Origin of the sequence: Lutibacter sp. B1, from assembly GCF_012524075.1 — a bacterium.
Lineage (GTDB): Bacteria > Bacteroidota > Bacteroidia > Flavobacteriales > Flavobacteriaceae > Lutibacter.
In genome coordinates, this window is the sequence record NZ_JAAZUI010000001.1 from 174601 (window position 1) to 198272 (window position 23672).

General features: G+C 29.8%; 22 protein-coding genes. 9 read left to right on the top strand and 13 right to left on the bottom strand.

Annotated features, from left to right (window positions below; translation table 11 throughout):
• A complete protein-coding gene (locus HGB55_RS00750) occupies positions 1–693 on the top strand; it encodes a DUF4159 domain-containing protein (protein WP_168813669.1) in 693 nt (230 codons plus the stop codon).
• A 13-nt stretch (positions 694–706) separates the two neighbouring features.
• On the opposite strand, the gene HGB55_RS00755 is transcribed toward HGB55_RS00750, so the two are convergent.
• From HGB55_RS00755 to HGB55_RS00810, 12 genes are all read right to left on the bottom strand, one after another.
• Positions 707–3631, bottom strand: a complete 2925-nt coding sequence (locus HGB55_RS00755) for a glycoside hydrolase family 3 N-terminal domain-containing protein (RefSeq protein ID WP_168813671.1) — start codon at positions 3629–3631, stop codon at positions 707–709.
• Between the two features lie 28 nt (positions 3632–3659).
• Complete coding sequence (locus HGB55_RS00760) at positions 3660–4148, bottom strand: ABC transporter ATPase (RefSeq protein ID WP_168813673.1); 489 nt, start codon at positions 4146–4148, stop codon at positions 3660–3662.
• Position 4149: 1 nt separating this feature from the next.
• The gene (locus HGB55_RS00765) at positions 4150–4923 is read right to left on the bottom strand and encodes a 3'-5' exonuclease (RefSeq protein WP_168813675.1); all 774 of its coding nucleotides are present in this window, start codon (positions 4921–4923) and stop codon (positions 4150–4152) included.
• 110 nt (positions 4924–5033) lie between these two features.
• Positions 5034–5882 (bottom strand): PPK2 family polyphosphate kinase, encoded by an 849-nt coding sequence (locus tag HGB55_RS00770; protein WP_168813677.1) that lies wholly within the window; start codon positions 5880–5882, stop codon positions 5034–5036.
• 132 nt (positions 5883–6014) lie between these two features.
• Positions 6015–6272: a hypothetical protein gene (locus HGB55_RS00775; protein ID WP_168813679.1), complete on the bottom strand. Its 258-nt coding sequence runs from the start codon at positions 6270–6272 to the stop codon at positions 6015–6017.
• Positions 6253–6567, bottom strand: a complete 315-nt coding sequence (locus HGB55_RS00780) for a co-chaperone YbbN (protein ID WP_168813681.1) — start codon at positions 6565–6567, stop codon at positions 6253–6255. Before HGB55_RS00780 ends, HGB55_RS00775 begins: the two co-directional genes overlap by 20 nt.
• Before the next feature lie 12 nt (positions 6568–6579).
• Complete coding sequence (locus HGB55_RS00785; protein WP_168813684.1) at positions 6580–7221, bottom strand: peroxiredoxin; 642 nt, start codon at positions 7219–7221, stop codon at positions 6580–6582.
• 226 nt (positions 7222–7447) lie between these two features.
• Positions 7448–8611: a sigma-54 dependent transcriptional regulator gene (locus HGB55_RS00790; RefSeq protein WP_168813686.1), complete on the bottom strand. Its 1164-nt coding sequence runs from the start codon at positions 8609–8611 to the stop codon at positions 7448–7450.
• A gap of 2 nt (positions 8612–8613) precedes the next feature.
• Positions 8614–9447 carry a mechanosensitive ion channel family protein gene (locus tag HGB55_RS00795; protein WP_168813688.1) on the bottom strand — a complete coding sequence of 278 codons (834 nt, stop codon included), beginning with the start codon at positions 9445–9447 and terminating at the stop codon, positions 8614–8616.
• Complete coding sequence (locus tag HGB55_RS00800) at positions 9448–10761, bottom strand: ABC transporter permease (RefSeq protein ID WP_168813690.1); 1314 nt, start codon at positions 10759–10761, stop codon at positions 9448–9450.
• Positions 10754–11683 carry an ABC transporter ATP-binding protein gene (locus HGB55_RS00805; RefSeq protein ID WP_168813692.1) on the bottom strand — a complete coding sequence of 310 codons (930 nt, stop codon included), beginning with the start codon at positions 11681–11683 and terminating at the stop codon, positions 10754–10756. The genes HGB55_RS00800 and HGB55_RS00805 overlap by 8 nt, the downstream gene beginning before the upstream one ends.
• A gap of 69 nt (positions 11684–11752) precedes the next feature.
• Positions 11753–12484 carry a hypothetical protein gene (locus HGB55_RS00810; RefSeq protein ID WP_168813694.1) on the bottom strand — a complete coding sequence of 244 codons (732 nt, stop codon included), beginning with the start codon at positions 12482–12484 and terminating at the stop codon, positions 11753–11755.
• Between the two features lie 89 nt (positions 12485–12573).
• On the opposite strand from HGB55_RS00810, the gene HGB55_RS00815 reads away from it, so the two are divergent.
• From HGB55_RS00815 to HGB55_RS00840, 6 genes are all read left to right on the top strand, one after another.
• Positions 12574–13008: a MarR family winged helix-turn-helix transcriptional regulator gene (locus tag HGB55_RS00815; RefSeq protein ID WP_168813696.1), complete on the top strand. Its 435-nt coding sequence runs from the start codon at positions 12574–12576 to the stop codon at positions 13006–13008.
• Between the two features lie 27 nt (positions 13009–13035).
• Positions 13036–15435, top strand: a complete 2400-nt coding sequence (locus tag HGB55_RS00820) for a 3-hydroxyacyl-CoA dehydrogenase/enoyl-CoA hydratase family protein (RefSeq protein WP_168813698.1) — start codon at positions 13036–13038, stop codon at positions 15433–15435.
• Positions 15436–15513: 78 nt separating this feature from the next.
• A complete protein-coding gene (locus HGB55_RS00825) occupies positions 15514–16698 on the top strand; it encodes an acetyl-CoA C-acyltransferase (protein ID WP_168813700.1) in 1185 nt (394 codons plus the stop codon).
• A 126-nt stretch (positions 16699–16824) separates the two neighbouring features.
• A complete protein-coding gene (locus HGB55_RS00830) occupies positions 16825–18621 on the top strand; it encodes an acyl-CoA dehydrogenase family protein (RefSeq protein ID WP_168813702.1) in 1797 nt (598 codons plus the stop codon).
• Between the two features lie 161 nt (positions 18622–18782).
• Positions 18783–19214: a hypothetical protein gene (locus tag HGB55_RS00835; protein ID WP_168813704.1), complete on the top strand. Its 432-nt coding sequence runs from the start codon at positions 18783–18785 to the stop codon at positions 19212–19214.
• Between the two features lie 115 nt (positions 19215–19329).
• On the top strand, positions 19330–20091 hold the full coding sequence (locus HGB55_RS00840) for an MBL fold metallo-hydrolase (RefSeq protein WP_168813706.1): 762 nt from the start codon (positions 19330–19332) through the stop codon (positions 20089–20091).
• Here the strand turns inward: HGB55_RS00840 and HGB55_RS00845 are convergent.
• Positions 20088–21359 (bottom strand): DUF2851 family protein, encoded by a 1272-nt coding sequence (locus HGB55_RS00845; RefSeq protein ID WP_168813708.1) that lies wholly within the window; start codon positions 21357–21359, stop codon positions 20088–20090. The genes HGB55_RS00840 and HGB55_RS00845 overlap by 4 nt on opposite strands.
• 113 nt (positions 21360–21472) lie before the next feature.
• Here HGB55_RS00845 and HGB55_RS00850 point away from each other — a divergent pair, with 113 nt between their 5' ends.
• Both HGB55_RS00850 and HGB55_RS00855 read left to right on the top strand, forming a co-directional pair.
• Positions 21473–22105, top strand: coding sequence for an NAD(P)H-dependent oxidoreductase (locus HGB55_RS00850; RefSeq protein ID WP_168813710.1), 633 nt, complete (start codon positions 21473–21475; stop codon positions 22103–22105).
• 24 nt (positions 22106–22129) lie between these two features.
• Complete coding sequence (locus tag HGB55_RS00855) at positions 22130–23587, top strand: aminoacyl-histidine dipeptidase (RefSeq protein ID WP_168813712.1); 1458 nt, start codon at positions 22130–22132, stop codon at positions 23585–23587.
• The last annotated feature ends 85 nt before the right edge of the window (positions 23588–23672 follow it).

The window sequence follows — 23672 nt, forward strand, 5'->3', positions numbered from 1 at the left end:
ATGAAACTATTTAAAAATCAATATTTTAAAGCATCTACACAAAGATTAAAAATAATTGTAATCACTTTTAATCTTCTGTGCATACCATTATCTATTATATCTGCCCAACAAATTGCCATTTTAAAATATAATGGCGGCGGCGATTGGTATGCAAACCCAACAGCATTACCCAACTTAATTGATTTTTGCAACAATACTATACATACAGCACTTAATAAAAATCCTGAAACCGTTGAAGTTGGCAGCACAGACATTTTTAATTATCCTATTATTTTTATGACCGGACATGGAAATGTTATTTTTTCTGATGATGAAATTGAAAATCTAAGGAGTTATCTTATCTCAGGAGGTTTTTTACATATTTCTGATAATTATGGCTTGGATAAATTTATAAGAAGAGAAATAAAAAGAGTATTTCCAGACTTAGATTTTCAAGAAATACCATACAATCATCCTATTTATAATCAACCTTTTAAATTTGAAAATGGTATCCCTAAAATTCATGAGCATGATGGTAAAGCCCCTCAAGGATTTGGTTTATTTTATCAAGGAAGATTAATTTGTTTTTACGATTATGAATCTGATCTAAGCGATGGTTGGGAAGATAAAGAAGTTCATAACGATAGTTTTGAAGTTCGTGAAAAAGCTTTAAAAATGGGAGCCAACATTATTCAATATGCTTTTACTAACTAAATAAAACAGATAGTTATTCAGAAATGATAGCATCTTGTATCAATTGCTGAATTTTGGTTCTAATTTCTGTTTTTACAAGTTTGGTATTTTCCATATTTGGGTAAACACGATTTGATAAAAAAACATACACAATTCCCGATTCCGGATCGGCCCAAGTATATGTTCCGGTAAAACCACTATGTCCGAAACTTGAATCAGAAACACAACCACAAGTAGCCTTTTCTTCTTCTTTTAATTGAGGCTTATCAAATCCAACACCTCTTCTTACCTTATCTTCAGCAAAATATCGTGTATTGAACAAATCGATTGTTTCAGGTTTAAAATAGCGTTTACCTCCATAATACCCTTTTTGCAAATACATTTGCATTATTTTAGCAACATCATTTGCATTGGTAAAAATACCTGCATGCCCACCAATACCTCCTTGCATTGCTGCACCCATATCGTGCACATAACCATGTATTAATTGATAACGGTAATACTCATCTTTTTCGGTTGGAACAATGTTATTTTTGCTAAATTTTTCCAATGGTAAATACGTTGTTCTGTTTGTTCCTAAAGACTTATAAAAATGACTTTGAGAGAGTTCATTTAAATTGGAATGGTAATAATCTTCTATATAATCTTTAAAAATATAAAAAGGCAAATCGCTATACTTATATCCAACTCTTAAACGTTGGTCTGCCGTAATAATCTGATCAAAAATAGAGTCTTTATAATCGTTTCTTAAATATAAACTATCGGCAACTTTTATGGTATAATTCTCTTGCTTAATATCACTGTAATACTCAACTGAAGGTTTTTTGGTGATACTATCTAATGTTTTAATATAAAAAGGAATCCACGCTTTTATTCTGGCAGTATGAGATAGTGCTTCTTTAACTGTTAGTGTATCTTTATTGCTATTTTTAAGTTTCGGCATAAATTCGCCCAAAGTGCTTTCCAATTTAAACTCGCCTTTTTCTTCAAGTTCCATTATTAACGGCAATGTTGCTAAAATTTTAGTCATTGAAGCAACATCGTATAAATCGGAGTTTTTTACTGTTATTTTTTTCTCTTCTGTATGAAAACCGAAACTTTTATTATAAACAACTTTACCTCTACGAGCCACTAAAACTTGTAAACCCGGAGCCATTTCATCTTTTAAAACAATAGCAGCAACCGAATCTATTCTTTTAAGTTTTTCGCTGCTTAAACCTACTTCTTCCGGTATTGAATAGCCTAATCTTTTTAATGAGGTTGTCATTAAACCATGTCCTGCAGAAAATACATTTTTAATAGATACCGGCAATTTACCTTTGGTTTCCAACGCTCCAAAAATCATTTGAGCTGAAATTTCTTGAGAAAGTTCACTATTTTGATAAGACATTACTACGCCTTCTATGTTTTCAAATGTTTTAATTTGTAAAAGGCTGTACGGACTTGCGAAAATATCTAAAATAACATTGTTTGTTCTTGCTATTTCTTGCAACCAAACTAACTCAACACCTTTAAACTTATAATCTTTCCAAGGATTGGCATTAGATTTATGATACCCAACAATAACTAAATTATAGGGTTTTAATTTGGTAATCAACTCATCTAAATTGTTCGAAGAAATTACATCGATATCCGTATAATTTTTCAACATATTTATAAAATAGGCGTTTTCATCATCACCCAATTTTACATAAGCTATCTTCTTTTTATCCAAATTTTGAATTGGAAATATCAATGAAGAATTTTTAACCAATGTAATTGAATTTTCAACCAGTTTCCTATGCAACAATTCATCTTCAACAGAATTTAAATCTTCATGCAGATTATTTAAATCTATCATTTTGAAGTTTTTTAATCCTGCCCAATATTTTGCTTTCAGTATTTTTTTTACAGAATAATCAAGTCGTTCAGTTGTTATAATACTATCATTCAAAGCTTTTTTGATTTTTACTATTGCAGAAGGAACATCTTCCGGAATCAATAATATATCATTTCCTGCTAAAAATGCTGCCAAATCTACATCACCTGGTTTTGCATAATTTGAAGCACCTTTCATGTTTAGTGCATCTGTTAAAATCAATCCATTAAAATTAAGCACTTGTTTTAACAAACCGTTTATAACTTTGGGCGATAATGAAGTAGGTAATTCAGAATCAGGTTCTAAAGCTTTTACACTTAAATGAGCTACCATTACACTAGCCAAGTTATTTTTAAACAACTGTTTGTATGGATATAATTCTATAGAATCTAATCTTTCTATATCAAAATCTAAAACGGGTAATTGTTTATGTGAATCGGTTGAAGTGTCTCCATGACCGGGAAAATGTTTTGCATTTGCCAGTACATTCTGGCTTTGCATACCATTTACAAAAGCCAACGCTTTTTGAGTTACGTTTTCTCTGTTTTCACCAAAAGATCTATTCCCAATTATTGGATTTTTAGGATTTGTATTGATATCTACAACAGGTGCAAAATTGATATGTATCCCTATTCTTTTACAGTGTTTACCTACTCTTTCTCCAAATTCTTCAATTAATTTATGATCTCTAATTGCTCCTAAAGTCATATTCCACGGAAAACGATACGTGTTTTTTAAACGCATATCCAAACCCCATTCGCCGTCAAAACCAATTAGTAAAGGTGTTTTAGAAACCGATTGAAACTTATTAGTTAATTGAGCTTGTTTTTGTGGCGTTCCTTGCATAAAAATAAGTCCGCCAATATGATACTTTTCAATTAAATTTTCAATAAAATCAGTATGCTTTTTGTCTTTATTAGAATAAGCTTGCACCATAAATAACTGACCAATTTTTTCATCAATGGTCATTTTATTCATCAATGAATCAACCCATATATTTTGAGCTATACTGTCTTTGGTTTTTATAGGGTCGTTTATTTGCGCTTTTAATAAAGCAACATTAAACAAAGCAATTATTATGAATAGTAATTTTTTACTCATTTAATACAGTTTCTAAAAACTTATGAAATTATTGTACCAAAAAACGCTTGTGCCAACTTTTATCTGCTGTTACTTCCCAATTTTCTTCAAAATCAGCTTTTGTAGTAACCAAATTATTAAATACAATTGTATTTGAAGTTATTTTTTCTTCTTTAGCATATTTTTGAAAATCGGACAAACTTACAATATTAATATTAGTAGTATCTTTAAAAGAAATATTTAATTTATTGGTTAAATCAACTGAAAATTCTTTTTCAAGTTGTTTAATTAAATTAACAGACGAATCAATTGAACAACCTGAAACATTGTTATAACTTTCATCTACAAATAATACAATAAACTGATTGTATTTTATTTGGTATGAAGCTTTTAAATCATCTCCATGGCGTTTCCATTGTTTGATAAAATTTTCAATTTTTGTTTTAACCTGTTCAACTTCAATATCTGTCAATTCTTTATTTGATTGATAAATCCACGTTTTTGAAGTGTTGGGCATTAAATTATAATCTACTAACATATTATAGTTTATTATTAAAACTCCTTAATTTTATTGCTGTTAATACTTTTTTTGTATATAAAGGAAAATCGGCATTTTGAATCCATGAGAAATAACCTTTATCTTTTTCTAAAACATCTTCAACTTTATGTCCTTTGTATTTTCCAAAGGTAAAAATTTCTTCTCCATCATCATTAAACATTATAAAACCTGCAAAATCTGCTCTTTTATTAAATGTAGAAAATTCATTTAAAAATTTAATATCATTCTCTAAATCGTCATATTTATCTAGTTGAGCTTTTAAAATTTCGTACGTTGCATTGGTATCAGCCTCTGCCGAATGTGCATTTTCTAAATCTTTACCACAATAAAACTGGTAAGCTGCACTTAAAGTTCTTTCTTCTTTTTTATGAAAAATAACCTGAACATCTACAGAAACTCTATTGTTCATATCAAAATCTACGTCAGCTCTCAGCATTTCTTCAGCCAATAATGGAATATCAAATCTGTTTGAATTAAACCCTGCCAAATCACACCCTTTAATCATATCGCTAATTTGATTTGCCAACATTTTAAAAGTGGGTTCATTTACAACTTTTTCGTTTGTAATTCCATGAATATCAGAAGCTTCTTTTGGTATTTCAATTTCAGGATTTACAAGCCATGTTTTACTTTCTTTATTTCCATTTGGATGTACTTTTAATATTGAAATTTCTACAATTCTATCTTTTGCTATATTGATGCCTGTTGTTTCTAAGTCGAAAAAAACGATGGGTTTCTTTAATTTTAATTCCATTGGGTTAGGTTAAATTTATAAATGGTAAATATACAATTGTAATTTACGAATTACGAATTAGCACACCCTATTTTTTTGACTTTTTAACAATAGTTTAAAGAACCTGTAACTTATTCTGTTGCTAATTGATTTTTATAATTTTCAATTTCAAGTTGGTATTTTTTTGGTAATTCAGGCTCTTCAAAATTGTATTTTTCTAAAGTTTCTAAAATAATCTTGGCAACTAAAAAACGTGCTGTAGGTTTATCATCAGCAGGAATTACAAACCAAGGCGCATGTTCTTTAGATGTTTTATTTAACAATTCCTGATAACAAAATTGATATTTATCCCAAAGTTTACGCTCTTTTAAGTCTCCCGGAGAAAATTTCCAGTTTTTTTCTTTTAACTCTAACCTACGTAAAAGTCTGTCTTTTTGTTCTTTTTTAGATAGATTTAAAAAGAATTTTAAAATAATTGTTCCATTATCTGCAATTTGTTTTTCAAAATTGTTGATTTCTTCCATCCTTTTATTATAAAAGTCATCATTTAAGTCATCCAAACTTTTAACTGAAGGAATATTTTCTCCAAAAACATATTCAGGATGTACACGAGTTACCAAAACATTTTCGTAATGTGTTCTGTTAAATATTCCTATTTTCCCCTTCATTGGTAATGCAATGTAATGACGCCATAAATAATTATGCTTCTTTTCATTTTCAGTAGGTACTTTAAAACTGTGAACAACAACACCACGCACATTTACTTCTTTAAAAACTTCTCTAACAAGACTATCCTTACCGGAGGTATCCATGCCTTGCAAACAAATTAAGGCTGCATATTTTCCTTCAGCATACATAGTATCTTGAAGCTTTCCAATTTTATTTCTGATTTTATCTAATTTTTTTTCGGCTTTTTTAATTACTTCTTTTGTATTTACTTCTTTTAAGTTTATTGAATTAACAACTTTATATTTTTTCATTTTAACTAGTTTTTACGATTAAATATATAAAAAATTAGGTTCAATTAATATATTCTTTATTATAAAAAAATCCCGAGTTTAAACTCAGGATTTTTTAATTTAATTAGTAGTATATTTTAGTGTAGTAGTAATTTATTTATCTATAGAACCCAAAACTCTTTTCATAAAAGTATTGAGTGCTTCTTTTTGCGGCATTCCTTCTTTCACCATTTTATCAACTTCTAAAGCACCATAAAGATTAGAAATTATTTCACCAATTACATCTAACTCTTCATCTTTTAATGAAGGAACCTCAGTTAATGCTTCTAAAGTTTCTATAGTTTCAATAACATAATCCTGATCGTTTTCTTCGATAAAATTAGTTAAGTGTTTAATTATTGGTAACTTCATCTACTAAATCTTTTAAAACATCAAATTTATTTGTTTGCACTTGATTTACAAAAGTTCCTCCTTTAAAAGTAGCAAATGTTGGCAAATTATCTACCGTTGCTAATTTTCTTGTATTTGGAAATTTTTCAGCATCAGCAATTACAAAAACAGCATCTTCATTTTCTGAAGCCAGTTTTTTAAATTTAGGCTTCATAATTCTACAATTACCACACCAAGTAGCTGCATATTGCACAACTACAGTTTTATTGTTAGCAACAATTTGTTCTAAATTATCTTCTGTTAATTCTTGAAACATATTCTTTCTTTTTTAGTGAGAAGCTAAATATTCTGCAGTTCCGGTTCTGTTTGCTTTCATGGCATCTTTTCCTTCTTCCCAGTTAGCAGGACAAACTTCACCTTTTTCTTGTACGTGAGTATAAGCATCAATTAAACGTAAATACTCATTTACATTTCTACCTAAAGGCATGTGATTGATACTTTCATGAAAAACAACACCATCTTCATCAATTAAGTAAGTTGCACGGTAAGTAACATTATCTCCTTCAACTTGAACAGTACCTGTAGCTTCATCGTAAGTTTCGTTAGTAATATCTAAAATTCCTAATATGCTAGATAAATTACGGTTGCTATCTGCCAAAATTGGGTAAGTAACACCTTCAATACCTCCATTATCTTTTGAAGTGTTTAACCATGCAAAATGTACTTCAGGAGTGTCACAAGATGCTCCAATAACAATAGTGTTTCTTTTTTCAAATTCAGCTATAGCAGCCTGAAACGCATGAAGTTCTGTTGGGCATACAAAAGTAAAATCTTTTGGATACCAAAATAACAATACTTTCTTTTTATGATTTACTGCTTCTTCCAATACATTTAATTTAAATGTATCTCCCATTTCATTCATTGCATCTACGTTTAAATCTGGAAATTTTTTACCTACTGCTGTTGACATATTTTTTAAATTTTAAAGTGTTAATATTCTTTTTTAATAGGACAAATATAATTAAGACAAAGAACGGCAATCCATTAAATCTATGCTATTTTTTTATGTTATTATAAGTTTTAATTATAATTAATATAATAGTATAATTATCAGTTAATTTAGTACATAAAAAAAGAAAAAACCTTTATTAATTAAGTTAAACAAAGGTTATTTTATTTAGAAAATTAAATATAATTTATTTGCTTGCAAACAATTTTACATCATTTTCAGATACTTCTTTTTCTCCTAAAATAATTAAACGTTCAACAATATTTCTAAGTTCCCTGATATTTCCGGTCCAATCGTATTCTTGTAGTAACTTTATGGCGTTTTTTGAAAAAGTTTTTGCTGCTGTACCATGTTCGCTTGCAATTTGTTCTGCAAAAAACTTAATTAAAAGAGGTATATCATCTCTTCTTTCGTTTAAAGAAGGAACATTGATTAAAATTACTGCAAGCCTATGGTATAAATCTTCTCTAAATTTTCCTTCTGAAATTTCTTTGATTAGATCTTTATTGGTTGCAGCAATAACTCTAACATCTACTCTTATATCTTTATCGCTACCAACACGCGAAATTTTATTTTCTTGCAAGGCTCTTAACACTTTTGCCTGAGCAGAAAGACTCATATCTCCAATTTCATCTAAAAAAATAGTACCTCCATTAGCTGTTTCAAACTTACCTGCTCTATCTTTATTTGCTCCGGTAAAAGAACCTTTAACGTGTCCAAACAATTCACTTTCTATTAATTCTGAAGGAATTGCAGCACAATTTACTTCAACCATTGAAGCTTTTGTTCTTTCGCTTTTTTCGTGTAACCAATGTGCTACCAATTCTTTACCTGTTCCATTTGGTCCTGTAATTAGTACTCTGGCATCGGTTGGTGCTACTTTTTCAATCATACTTTTAATATGAGTTATGGCCTCACTATTGCCAATCATCTCATATTTTTTGCTAACTTTTTTCTTTAACAGTTTATTCTCTATAACCAATTCTTTTTTATCCAATGCATTTCTAACTGTATTTAATAACCTATTTAAATCGGGTGGTTTAGAAATATAATCAAAAGCGCCTAAACGCATTGTATTAACCGCAGTATCTAAATCACCATGACCGGAAATCATTACAATTGGTATTTCAGGTTTTAAATTTTTAACTTTTTCCAATACCTCAACACCATCCATTTTAGGCATTTTAATATCGCACAAAACCAAATCAAAATCATTTTTTGTTATCATATCAATACCAACCAAACCATCTTCAGCTTCTTCTACTTGATAGGAATCATTTTCTTCTGAAATATTTTTTTTTAATACTCTGCGAATTGCAGCTTCATGTTCAATAATTAATATTTTTGGCATTTTTACTCTTTATTTTGTATTATATGTACATCTCTTTGCGGAAATGGTATTTGTATATTATGCTCTCTGAATTTTTTATCGATTGCAAAACGTAAATCACTTTTAATTCTAAGTTGAGAGAAACTATCATCAATTATAAATCTTAATCTAAAATGCAAAGCACTATCACCAAAATCCATAAAAAATACTTCAGTCTTATTTTTATTTAATATTTTAGGATGTTCCTCTGCAGCTTCAATAAGCAATTTTTTAACTTTTTCAACATCAGATCCGTAAGCAACACCAACTTCAACAATTTCAGTGGTTTCTGTTCCGTTTTGTGTCCAATTATATAAGCTGTTTGTTAAAAATTTATGATTAGGTATAATAATTACTTTGTCGTTAACAGTTACAGCTCTGGTTGTTCTTAATTTAATTTCAAAAACTCTACCAACTTTATCATCAATTTCAATTATATCATTTACGTGTAACGTTTTATCAAGAATTATAAAGATACCTGATACTATATCTTGAAATAAAGTTTGAAGCCCTAAACCCAAACCTACTAATAAAGCTGCAGAACCGGCTAATAAAACACTTACTTGTACACCTAACGACTCAAGAGCAATTATAATTACAATTGTGTAAACAAAATACTTTAAAAAAGAAAATATGGACCTGAATTTATCTTTATCTTCAGCTTCTAACCTTCTGTTAACAATTTTTCTGAATAACTTCAAGAAAAAACTTGTTGCAATAAATATTACTATTAAAATCAAAACCATTTTAATAGTAATGCTTACACTATCAGTTATTGGATAGGAATGATTTAATATGTCGAGAATTTTTTTTAACATCTAATATTTTAACCACTTATACAATTCTTTATAACTCGGTTTTTTACCGTACATTAAAATTCCAACTCTGTAGATTTTAGCCGCAAACCATACTATACCTATAAAAGTAAGAATTAACAATAACATAGATATTGCTATTTGCCACCAAGGCACACCAAACGGAATACGCATTAACATAACTATTGGTGAAGTTAATGGAAATAATGAAAAACCTAAAGCTATTGGTCCGTGCGGATTTTCAATTATAGAAAACCCAACATAAATTGCTATCATTAAAGGAGCTAAAACGGGCATCATAAACTGCTGTGTATCGGTTTCACTATCAACTGCTGCTCCAATTGCTGCATATATTGAACTGTAAATTAAATAACCTCCTAAAAAATAAAAAATAAACGAAAAGAATATAGTTAATATTGGTAAATTTTTTATTTCACCTAAAGCAATTTGTAAATCGGTACTTGAGGTTTGTTGAACTTGCTGTACCATCTCAGAATTCATTTGAGCAATTCCAGAACTTGAACTTGCAGCTTCAATTCCAAGCACGTATGTAATTAAAAACAACAATAATCCGGCAGTAACCATCCAAATAACAAATTGTAAAATTCCTGCCAAAGCATTTCCGAAAATTTTACCAAGCATTAATTGAAATGGTTTTACTGATGATACAATTACTTCAATAATTCTACTTGTTTTTTCTTCAATTACACTACGCATTACTGAAGTACCATAAATTATAATGAACATAAAAATTAAGTATCCGAATCCTGCTCCAGCCATCATTCGGAGAATACTTCCTATTTTTGAAGACTTTTCTCCTAAAAAATTTTCGGCAATAATTTCAACATCAGTATCGGCTGCTTTAATTTTCTCTATATCAAAATGAAGTTGTTCTATTTTTAAATTTCTTATTTTGTTTTCTAATTTATTTTCAATGCTTTCTATTACTCCTAAACTGGGAGCATCCGTAGAATAAAATGAAATTCCTTTAGAAAGATTTTGTAAACTGTCATTTTTCGGAATATAAACTAAACCATAATAAAATTCTTTTGTTTTGTTTTTGGCTTCTTCTATACCCAAATCGGTTAAATTTACATACTTAGTTGAATTTGTATCCGTAAAAACTGATGATACTAAGTTAGATTCATCAACATATGCTATTGTTTTAACCTCTTCACTATTTTTTTCATTTAAAAAAATGATCAATAAAATAAGGCCAACCATTAAAAGCGGACTTAAAATTGTCATCACAATAAACGACTTGTTTTTAACTTTTGCTAAAAACTCTCTTTTAGTTATTAATTTTAACTTATCCATTATTAGCTACTGCTTTTAAAAATATATCGTTGGCACTTGGAATTATTTCGTTAAAATGGTTTATTTGAGCTTTATTATTTAAAAACTTTATCAAATCTGTTGATGTTTCACCATTTTTTAAACTAATCACTAATTTTAAATCTGTATTAAAACTAATAGATTCTGAAGTTTCAACAAAATAATTAGACTTAATTTCATTAAATAATTCTTTTTTATTATTGCATAACAAACCTACTTCGAACTGATTGGTTTTAAAAGCTTGTTTAATATCAACTAACTTACCATCGAGTATTTTGTTTGATTTATTGATCAAAGCAATATAATCGCATAATTCTTCAACAGATTCCATTCTATGAGTTGAAAAAATAATGCTTGCTCCATCATCACGCAGTTGTAATATTTCGTCTTTAATCAAATTGGCATTTATAGGGTCAAAACCACTAAAAGGTTCATCAAAAATCAACAATTTAGGATTGTGCAGAACAGTAACAATAAATTGTACTTTTTGCGCCATTCCTTTAGATAATTCTTGAATTTTTTTATTCCACCAATCGGTTATTTCAAACTTTTCAAACCAATATTGCAGTTTCTTTTTAGCATCTGTTTTAGACATTCCCTTAAGCTGTGCCAAATACATTGCTTGATCTCCAACTTTCATACTTTTATATAAACCGCGTTCTTCGGGCAAATATCCAATATATTGAATATGATGAGGTTGTAATATTTCACCATCTAAATAAACTGAACCACTATCGGGTAATGTAATTTGATTTATAATTCTTATTAATGAAGTTTTACCTGCACCATTTGGTCCTAGCAGACCAAAAACACTGCCTTTTGGTACATTTATTGAAACGTTGTTTAATGCTGTAAAATTACCGTAGGTTTTACTAACATTTTCAATCGTTAATATATTATCCATTCGATTTTTTTTGATTAAAAAACGAAAGTAAATTTATTTTATTAAAATTCGGTTAAACTTTTAATAAAATTAAAGAAGTTTTTCTATATATTTTTTTTGTATGGTTTTTAATAAATCAATTGAAATTTTAGGTTTTACAATACGCAACATCTCTGTAATACCTCCATTTACATAAAATATTCCTTTAGCTATATCGTAATTACTGTCTGTAATATTGTTTTTTATTTCAAATGTCATATTTCTAAACTCTTCCCAACTAATATACCTTGGTATTTCAACATAATGTACATTACTTTCATCTAAAGAATGGTAAATACCCATATCAATTTCTTCAACATTAAAAAAACGATTAATACGAATTAATGAGTCGGTATCTTTAAATTTCTCACTTTTAGCAAAATCAAAACCTTCGTCTTTATAATACTGCTGAATTTTCTCAATTTCCGGATAACGATTAATTCCTTTTACCCTAATTCCATTCAATTTACGCGAACCTATTGCAACTTCACATTTTGCTCCACTTAATTCTAAATTATACGTTTCATTTATCTTTTTGGTTACACGCAAAATATTTTCGAATGAATTTGGCGTTTTAGTAACAAAAATTATTGACGTTGGTTTATTAATATCTGTAAACCTACTGTAATACGATTTATATGGATCCGGAACATTTATAACAAAAGTTTTAGGTATTTTATTTTCGTGTATAGTATCAATATTTTCTTGTATAATAATTTTACCAATAAGTTCTTTTGTTTCCATCGTAATTGAGTTTATGATTAGTGTACTAAACTTATCCATTTTTTTTATAAAAAGCAAAAAAAACAGCATCAAACTATTTTTTTCTTATTTATTATGCGCGCATAGTATTTTTTTTATATATTTGAGAAATGCAGAAAGAACAAACAATAGATCATGTACTAAGAGCAACTTGGCAAGCCGTTGCAAAAATGTACAATGAAAAAGCTCTTGAATTTGACAGTACAATGGCTATAGCTTTTGTATTGCTGAATATTGATAAAGAAAACGGCACTCCTTCTACAGCTTTAGGCCCAAAAATGGGTATGGAGCCCACAAGTCTTTCACGAATATTAAAAAACATGGAAGATAAAGGTGCAATTTATAGAGAAAAAAACCCTAAAGATGGCAGAGGTGTTTTAATTAAATTAACTGATTTTGGTAAAGAAACCAGAAAGATTTCTAAACAACATGTAATAACTTTTAATGAAACAGTAAAAAAACATATATCAGAAGAGAAAATTAAACACTTTTTTGAAGTTACTCAAACAATTACTAAATTAATAAACGACAAAAAAATATTTTAAAAACTACCTAATTAAAATTAATAAATAATGAAAAGACCAATAAAAAAAGTAGCTGTAATTGGTTCCGGTATAATGGGATCAGGTATTGCCTGTCATTTTGCAAATATTGGTGTAGAAGTTTTGCTGCTCGACATTGTTCCTCGTGAATTAAATGATGTTGAAAAAGCAAAAGGCCTTACTCTAAATGATAAGATTGTACGAAACCGATTGGTGAATGACAGTTTAACTGCTTCGCTAAAATCAAAACCTTCTCCTATTTACAATCAAAAATTTGCAGAACGAATTTCTACAGGAAATTTAGATGACGATTTACATAAAATTAAAGATGTAGATTGGATAATGGAAGTTGTTGTTGAACGATTAGATATTAAACAACAAGTTTTTGAAAAAATTGAAAAATACCGTAAACCGGGAACGTTAATTACATCTAATACCTCAGGTATTCCAATTAAATTTATGAATGAAGGCCGAAGTGAAGATTTTCAGCAACATTTTGCAGTAACTCACTTTTTTAACCCTCCTCGTTACTTAAAATTATTTGAAGTTGTACCGGGTCCAAATTGTAAACAAGAAGTTACAGACTTTTTAATGATGTATGGTGAAAAATTTTTAGGAAAAACTTCAGTTTTAGCTAAAGATACACCTGCATTTATTGGTAACAGAATAGGTATTTTTGGAATAATGAGTTTATTCCACTTAGTTAAGGATTTAGACTTAACAATTGAAGAAGTTGATAAATTAACAGGACCTGTAATTGGTCGTCCAAAATCTGCCACATTCAGAACAGTTGATGTTGTTGGCTTAGATACCTTGGTACACGTTGCAAACGGAATATATAAAAACTGCCCCGAAGACGAAGCTCACGAATTATTTAAATTACCCGATTTCATCAATAAAATGATGGAAAACAAATGGTTAGGAAGTAAAACCAAACAAGGATTCTATAAAAAAGTAGTTGATAACGGTAAATCTTCTATTCTGTCATTAGATTTAGATACACTTGAATATACCGAAAGTAAAAAAGCAAAATTTGCTACACTCGAACTTACCAAAACAATTGATAAAGTTATTGACAGATTTAAAGTATTGGTAAAAGGAAAAGACAAAGCAGGTGAATTTTACAGAAAAAGCTTTGCCGGAATGTTTGGTTATGTTCAAAATCGAATTCCAGAAATTTCTGATGAATTATACCGAATTGACGATGCAATGAAAGCAGGTTTCGGATGGGAAAACGGTCCTTTCGAAATTTGGGATGCCATTGGTGTTGAAAAAGGTATTGAATTAATGCAAGCTGAAAATATACCTGTAGCTTCTTGGGTTACTGAAATGGTAGAAAGTGGTACCAAAAGTTTTTATTCAGTTAAAGACGGAGCTAAATATTACTACGCTATTCCTTCTAAAAAACAAGAAAAAATTCCTGGACAAGACAGTTTTATTATTCTTGATAATGTTAGAGAAGCTAAAACAATTTGGTCAAATTCAGGTGCTTCAATTCAACATTTAGGTAATGGCGTGTTAAATGTAGAATTTCAATCTAAAATGAATAGTTTAGGAGGTGAAGTTTTACAAGCTATTAATAAAGGTATCGATTTAGCTGAAACCGAATATAATGCTGTGATTTTAGGAAATCAGGCAGCTAATTTTTCAGTTGGTGCAAATTTGGGTATGATTTTTATGATGGCTGTAGAACAAGAATACGATGAGTTAAATTTCTCAGTAAAATATTTTCAAGATACAGTAATGCGCTTACGCTACTCATCCTGCCCAACAATAATTGCACCACACGGATATACTTTTGGAGGTGCTTGCGAAATGAGTATGCATGCCGATAAAGTAATTGCTGCTGCCGAAACATATATTGGTTTGGTTGAATTTGGTGTTGGAGTTATTCCCGGAGGTGCAGGAACTAAAGAAATGGCGTTAAGAGCATCAGAAGGTGTTTTAAAGGATGATGTAAAATTAAATAAACTTCGTGACTACTTTATCAATGTTGCCATGGCAAAAGTAGCTACATCAGCGCACGAAGCTTACGATTTAGGTTTTTTCAAAGAACATAAAGACATTGTTGTTGTTAATAAAGACCGCCAAATTGCAACAGCAAAACGCCATGCAATTCAATTATTGGAAGATGGTTATACACAACCTACTCCTAAAAAAGCATTGGTTTACGGACAACAAGCTTTAGGTATGTTCTTGGTTGGAACTGACAGTTTGGAAAAAGGTCATTATGCATCTGAACACGATAAAAAAATAGCTAACAAGTTAGGCTATGTGATGGCAGGTGGAGATTTATCTGAACCAACTTATGTTTCAGAACAATACCTATTAGATTTAGAACGAGAAGCATTTATGAGTTTATGTACTGAACGTAAAACACTAGAGCGCATTGAACACATGTTAAAAACAGGGAAACCATTACGTAATTAGAGTTTAAAAGTTGCAAGTTAAAAAGTCTAAAGTTTTTTTAACTAACAACTAAAAACCAACAACTAAAAACTAGAATACATGAAAACAGCATATATAGTACAAGGATATAGAACCGCAGTTGGTAAAGCTCCAAGAGGTGTTTTCAGGTTTAAAAGACCTGATGAGTTAGCTGCTGAAACTATAGAGCATTTATTAAAAGATGTTCCACAATTAGACAAACACAGAATAGACGATGTAATTGTTGGTAACGCAATGCCAGAAGCTGAGCAAGGCTTAAATATGGGACGTTTAATCTCGCTAATGGGGTTAAAAATTGAAGATGTACCCGGTATGACAGTAAATCGTTATTGTGCATCAGGCTTAGAAACTGTGAGCATTGCCGTTGCAAAAATTCAATCAGGAATGGCAGATTGCATTATTGCAGGTGGTGTAGAAAGCATGAGCTACATTCCAATGGGTGGTTACCGTCCGGTACCAAATTACAAATCTACTAAAGAAGGAAACGAAGATTATTATTGGGGAATGGGTTTAACTGCCGAAGCGGTTGCGCAACAATTCAACGTATCGCGTGAAGATCAAGATATGTTTGCCTACAATTCACATATGAAAGCTTTAAAAGCTCAAACTGAAGGAAAATTCAATGATGACATTGTTCCTATCAATGTTGAGCAAATTTTTGTTGATGAAAATGGGAAAAAACAAACCAAAAACTATACAGTTTCTTCTGATGAAGGTCCAAGAAAAGGAACATCAATAGAAGCTTTAGCAAAATTACGCCCTGTTTTTGCCCAAGGCGGAAGTGTTACTGCAGGAAATTCATCTCAAATGAGTGATGGCGCAGCATTTTTATTGGTTATGAGTGAAGATATGGTAAAAGAACTAAATATTGAACCTATTGCTCGTATGGTTTCTTTTGCTGCTGTTGGTGTAGAACCACGTATTATGGGAATTGGCCCTGTAAAAGCTATTCCAAAAGCATTAAAACAAGCTAATTTAACTCTGAATAATATTGATTTAATTGAATTGAATGAAGCTTTTGCTTCTCAATCATTAGCTGTACTACGTGAACTCGATATCAACCAAGATATTGTAAATGTAAATGGAGGCGCTATCGCTTTAGGTCACCCACTTGGTTGTACAGGTGCTAAGCTTTCTGTACAATTATTCAATGAAATGCGCAGAAGAAAAAACAAATACGGTATAGTAACAATGTGCGTTGGAACAGGTCAAGGTGCTGCAGGTGTTTATGAACTTTTAAAATAAAAACCCATCCAAACCTTCCCTAAGGGAAAACTTTTTGGAATATGAAATAATATAATAAAGTATAACAATAAAAACTACTTCCCTCTTGTAGAAATTTCCCCTTCGGGGATAAAAGGGGACTAAAAAATGAAAAGTAATATAAAAGGTGGAGAATTCTTAGTAAAGGAAACAAACTCTGAAGATATATTTATTACAAAAGAATTTACAGAAGAACAAACGATGATGAAACAAGCGGTACAAGAATTTATCGACCGCGAAGTTTGGCCAAACAAAGAGCGCTTTGAGAAAAAAGACTACGCATTTACCGAATCGTTAATGAAACAAATTGGTGATTTAGGCTTATTAGGAATCTCAGTACCGGAAGAATATGGCGGAATGGGTATGGGCTTTGTATCAACTATGTTGGTTTGCGACTATATTTCAGGGGCAACAGGTTCATTAGCAACAGCTTATGGTGCACATACAGGTATTGGAACTATGCCAATTTTATTATATGGAACTGAAGAACAAAAACAAAAATACATTCCAAAATTAGTTACAGGTGAATGGTTTGGATCGTATTGTTTAACTGAACCGGGAGCCGGTTCTGATGCCAATTCCGGTAAAACAAAGGCAGTACTTTCTGATGATGGTACTTACTACTCTGTCACAGGTCAAAAAATGTGGATCAGTAATGCAGGTTTTTGTAGTTTAATGATTGTTTTTGCTCGTATTGAAGACGATAAAAATATCACAGCTTTCATTTTAGAATACGATAAAAACAATCCTAATGGTATTACTTTAGGTGAAGAAGAAAACAAACTGGGAATACATTCTTCATCTACTCGTCAGGTTTTCTTTAACGAAACTAAAATTCCTGTTGAAAATATGCTTTCAGAAAGAGGACATGGTTTTAAAATTGCATTAAACTCATTAAATGTTGGTAGAATAAAACTTGCAGCAGCATGTTTAGATGCCAGCAGACGTGTAACTACAGAAGCTACTAAATATGCCAATGAACGCGTTCAATTTAAAACACCAATTGCACAATTTGGAGCCATAAAATATAAATTAGCCGAAATGGCTACAAAAACGTATGTATCTGATGCTGCAACATATAGAGCTTCAAAAGATATACAAAACAGAATTGATGAACTTTTAGCTGAAGGAAAATCACATCAGGAAGCTGAACTTAAAGGTGTTGAAGAATTTGCTATTGAATGTGCCATGTTAAAAGTGTACGCATCAGAAGCTGCTCAGTATGTTACTGATGAGGGTATTCAAATTTTTGGTGGTATGGGATTCTCTAAGGATACTCCAATGGAATCTGCTTGGAGAGATGCTCGTATTAGTAGGATTTACGAAGGAACAAATGAAATAAACCGATTACTTTCCGTTGGAATGTTGCTTAAAAAAGCAATGAAAGGTGAAATTGATTTGTTAACTCCGGCTATGGAAGTTGGAAAAAGTTTAATGAGTATTCCATCATTTGCAATACCTGATTATTCAATACTTTTTTCAGAAGAAAAAGAAATGATTTCTAAGTTAAAAAAAACATTCTTAATGGTTTCGGGTAAAGCCGTTGAAACATTTGGAATGGAACTTGAAAAACAACAACAATTAATTTTAGCTGCTGCTGAAATTATGATGGAAATTTATATGGCCGAATCTGTTATTTTAAAAACCGAAAAGTTAGTTAAAATGACTTCGGAAGAAGCTTGTGAAGCTGAAATTGCTATGGCTAAACTTAATTTATTCAATGCTGTTGAATTAACAAGTAAAAAAGGTAAGGAAGCTATTGTATCATTCGCTGAAGGCGATGAACAACGAATGATGTTAATGGGATTAAAACGTTTTACAAAATATGCAAACAACCCAAACCCAATAGCATTACGTAAAACAATTGCTGCTAAAATTATTAGCGAAAACAGTTATTGTTTCTAATAATTAAAATCAATCAATTTAATTACTCCAAAAAGCTGCAAAATAAATTTTGCAGCTTTTTTTATGTAACCTATTGATAATTAAATGCTTTTTTTGTAATTTTAATGTAGAAAACTTAACACACCTACTACCCCAATTGTTTAATCTATAAATCTACAATTATGAAAAAAAACATTGGTATTTGGATTGACACTTCTCAAGCGTATATTATTAAACTTTCCAACAACAAACATTCAATAAAAAAAATTGAATCAAATATTGAAACCAGAGAACGTATTCCCGGAGAATCAAAAAAATATGGAAGATTTGGTGGTCAATATATTACTTACGAAAAAAACAGACAAAATCGTAGAAACGAACAAACCAATCATTTTTTAAAAGATTTATTAAAAGAAATTAATAATTGTGATTCTTTAGTATTATTTGGACCTTCTAAAATGAAAAAACTACTTGAAAAAGAGATTAAAAATAATATGCAACTTTCACATAAAATAGTTGGCATTGCTAATTCAGATTTATTAACAGAAAATCAAATGGTAGCTTGGGTAAAAAACTTTTATAAGATTAATTTAACTCAATCTACACATCCTTAATTTTATACTTTTATATCAGTTTAAAACTTTTATAACCCACATATTAATAAATTTTTAGTATAAAATTAATTATGAATAATTAATATTGTATTAATTTATTTAAATAACCGTACATATGAAATCTAAATTTTTATTAATAGTTATAACAGTTCTTTTCTTTAACCTAACTTCAGCGCAATCTAATAAAGTTGATATTCTAAAAACCAATAATGGTTCTTTAAAAATTCAACCTATAACGCACGGTAGCTTAATATTAACTTATAATAACAAAACTATTTATGTGGATCCTTATGGTGGCGGTGAATTGTATAAGAATTTAGAATCACCCGATCTTGTTTTGATAACCGATATTCATGGAGATCATTTAGATCAAAAAACATTAGACTCAATTGATACTTCAAAGGCAATTTTTATTGTTCCAAAAGCTGTTGCCGATAAACTTCCTGTACAATACAACTCAAAAATTACAGTGCTTGATAATGGACAAGGTGTGCATAGATTAGATTTATTTATAAAAGCAATTCCTATGTATAATTTACCCGAAGAAAGAGGCTCTAAACACCCAAAAGGAAGAGGTAATGGTTATATTTTAACTATTGACGGCAAACAAATTTATATTTCAGGTGATACAGAAGACATTGCTGAGATGAGAGCCTTGCAAAATATTGATATTGCATTTATTTGTATGAATTTACCTTATACAATGGATATTAATCAAGCAGCAAGTGCTGTTTTAGAATTTCAACCAAAAGTTGTGTATCCATATCATTACAGAGGTAGTGAAGGCTTCAGTGATATCCATCAATTTAAAAACTTGGTAAATGCTAAGAACCCTTTTATTGATGTTAGACTAAGAGATTGGTATACAACAAACTAATTTTTCAATAATTCTTTTCCAATAGCGCATTGTAAACAAAGCTGTTTATTGCAATATTCGTTTTTTAATTCGAGTAAAGCTTGAGTTTTAAAAGCATTTTCACTTCTAATTTTCAAATCATTAAATTTTGAAATTATTGAATTACTTTCCGGTTTTATGTTTTCTGCAATAGAGATTATTGAACTCACATCATCTTTCCCTATACTTTTTAAATACCAAAATTTAATAGGTATTATAGTGTTTATAAGTAATAGATCGATAAATGATTTTGAGAGTTTTTTTACACTTTTTTTGGATTCTTTTTCAAATGTAAAATGCGTTTCCCAAAACGGTGAAGTTGTTATATTAAATAACTTATAATAATCTTCAATAGTTTCAATTTCAATAACTTTTGAAAATAAACTTTGATATGTATTGTACAAAAAAGCAATTTGAGACAACCTAATTGTAGGAAAATTATTGGGGCGTAATCTAAAAAATTGAACTTGTTCTTTTAAAATTGGTTGTAAATGAAACTTAGCTGTTAAATAATCATATTCTGCTTTTAAACTATTGAAATATTGAGACTCAACCTCATTCAACAACAAACCTGCTTGTCCAAAAAACAGTGCTTCCAATTGTTCAATATTTGATGAAACTTTTCTAACAATTGAGAAATTTATCGATTTTGCGGTAGTATAAAATGCTTCTCCATTTACTTTTAACCCAAAATTTTTCATCAGCAAAATAAAAAAAGTTGCTTCCCAATTATTGTTTGTTTCTTTTAAAATTTGCTCAATTAACTTAGACTTATTTTCAATTCGATTAATATAAAGCCTCTCAAACCAATTAAACAGCACAAAAGGGCTTATTGTGTTTATCTCACTCTCACAATTTATCCAATTTTTATTTTTACTAAAAAGTTGTTTGTAATTTTTTAATAAATCGTTTGAAATAAAATTCTTTAACTCCAATGTAGTTATTACCTCTTTTGTTTTTCTATAAATAGCAACATCATGTTCCCAAACCACATGTAAGATTACGGAATCGTAATTTTCGTCTAATTCGTGATGATGAACATACCAATCTGATGAATTTATATGAATTTCAACATTCCCTGCCCAAAGTTGATTATCAATTAAAATTTTGGCATTTAAAAAATCAGGACCAGAATTAAAGTTCTGATTTCCATTTGAAATAATTTCTACTTTTTCTCCGTTTGTAGATTGTAATTTACCTGTTGAAAACAGTTTAAGTTTCCAAATAAAATGCAATAAGTCTTCTTTCATAACAATTTTAACTTTTTAAAAGTAAAAAATTACTTTAGACAAAAAAAATTGGTATCTAAAATTACATGTTTTTCGGTATTTTTAAATTAATTTTGTAATAAACCTTAATTAAAATGAATATTATAAATAGTTTAGAATGGAGGTATGCAACTAAAAAGTTTGACCCCTCAAAAAAACTATCAGATCAACAAATTGAAACACTTAAAAACGCTTTTAATTTAACCGCAACTTCATTTGGATTACAACCTATAAAAATGATTGTTATCCAAAATAAAGAATTACAGGAAAAATTTGTAGAATATTCCTATAATCAACGCCAAGTAGCAGACGCTTCACATTTATTGGTTTTATGCATTGATACTGATACTACAACTAAAGATGTAAATGCTTATTTTGATTTAGAAAAGAAAATCAGAGGTGTATCAGAAGAAGTAGTTTCTAATTTCAGAAAACAACTTGTTGAAATGTATAAAAATAAATCAATTGAAGAAAGGCAACTTTCAGCAAAATATCAAACATATATTGCATTAGGAAATTTAATGACAGTTTGTGCAGTTGAAAAAATAGACGCATGTCCTTTTGAAGGTTTTATACCTGAAAAAATTGATGAATTATTAAATTTAAAAGAAAAAAATTTAATGTCAGTTTTAATGATGCCTGTTGGATACAGAGCTGATGATGACATTATAAGCAAAATGAAAAAAGTAAGAAAGCCCTTAAATGAAACTATTATAGAAATTTCATAGTAACGCTAAAAAAAGTATGTAATCATGAGTAAAGATATAAGAGCCCTTGAGCCTAAAGAATTATGGAATAATTTTGCCGATTTAAATGCGGTTCCAAGAGGTTCAAAAAAAGAAGAACGTGTTATTGAGTTTATGGCAAATTTTGGAAAAAAATTAAAGCTTGAAACTGTAGTTGACCTTGTTGGTAACGTAATTATAAAAAAACCTGCAACAAAAGGTATGGAAAACCGTAAAACTATAGTTTTACAATCTCATTTGGATATGGTACACCAAAAAAATGCCGATACTCTTTTTGATTTTGATATTGAAGGAATTAAAATGAAGGTTGATGGAGATTGGGTACGCGCCGAAGGAACAACCCTTGGAGCCGATAATGGCTTAGGTGTTGCTGCAATTATGAGTATTTTAGCCTCTAAAGATATCAAACACCCGGAAATAGAAGCACTATTTACTATTGATGAAGAAACCGGTATGACCGGAGCTATGGGACTGCAATCAGGTTACTTAGAAGGTGAAATTTTACTTAATTTAGATACTGAAGATGATGATGAAATTGATATAGGTTGTGCAGGAGGTATTGATATTACAGCACATAATACTTATCACGAGGTTCATTCTCCAATAAATAGCTCAGGTTTTTCTATAGCAGTTACCGGCTTAAATGGAGGCCACTCAGGCATGGATATTCATAAAGGATTAGGAAATGCTAATAAAATTATGAATCGTTTATTATATGAAGTAACCGATTTTATTAGAATTTCTGAAATTAATGGTGGAAGTTTAAGAAATGCTATACCAAGAGAAAGTTTTGCTAAAATATCAGTATACGACACTAAAAGAGAAATATTTTTAAAAATTATTTCTAAAATTTCTGAAGAAATTAAATCAGAGCTTAAAACTATTGACCCAAATTTAGAAATTAAAATAAATAAAATAAAAAATCCTGAAAGGGTAATGACTACTATTAGTCAAAACACACTTTTAAAAACAATCTATGCTGCACATAATGGTGTTTACAGAATGAGTAATGACATGGAAGATTTAGTGGAAACTTCAAATAATATTGCTCGAATTATAGTAAAAGACGAAGAAATTAAAATCATGTGCTTAACAAGATCTTCTGTTGAAACTTCAAAATTCGATCTGGCAAATGCTTTAAAAGCTACTTTTGAATTGGCTGGTTACAATGTTTCACTTTCAGGAGCATATCCGGGTTGGAAACCAAATGTAAACTCTCCAATTCTACAAGTTTTAAGTCAAACTTATGAAAAACTTTTCGATAGCAAAGCAAATATTGTTGCTTGCCATGCCGGTTTAGAATGTGGAATTTTAGGCACCAACTATCCGGATATGGATATGATTTCATTTGGACCCACAATTAAAGGTGCACATTCACCCGATGAAAGAGCAAGTATAAAATCTACCCAAAAATTTTGGAAGTTTTTATTAACAATTTTAGAAAATATACCTTTAAAAAACTAATAAAAAACAAAAGGGATTGAGTAATTTCAACCTCTTTTAATTTAAGTCTTTGTTAACATTATTAGCTTTTAAAAACAATAAATAA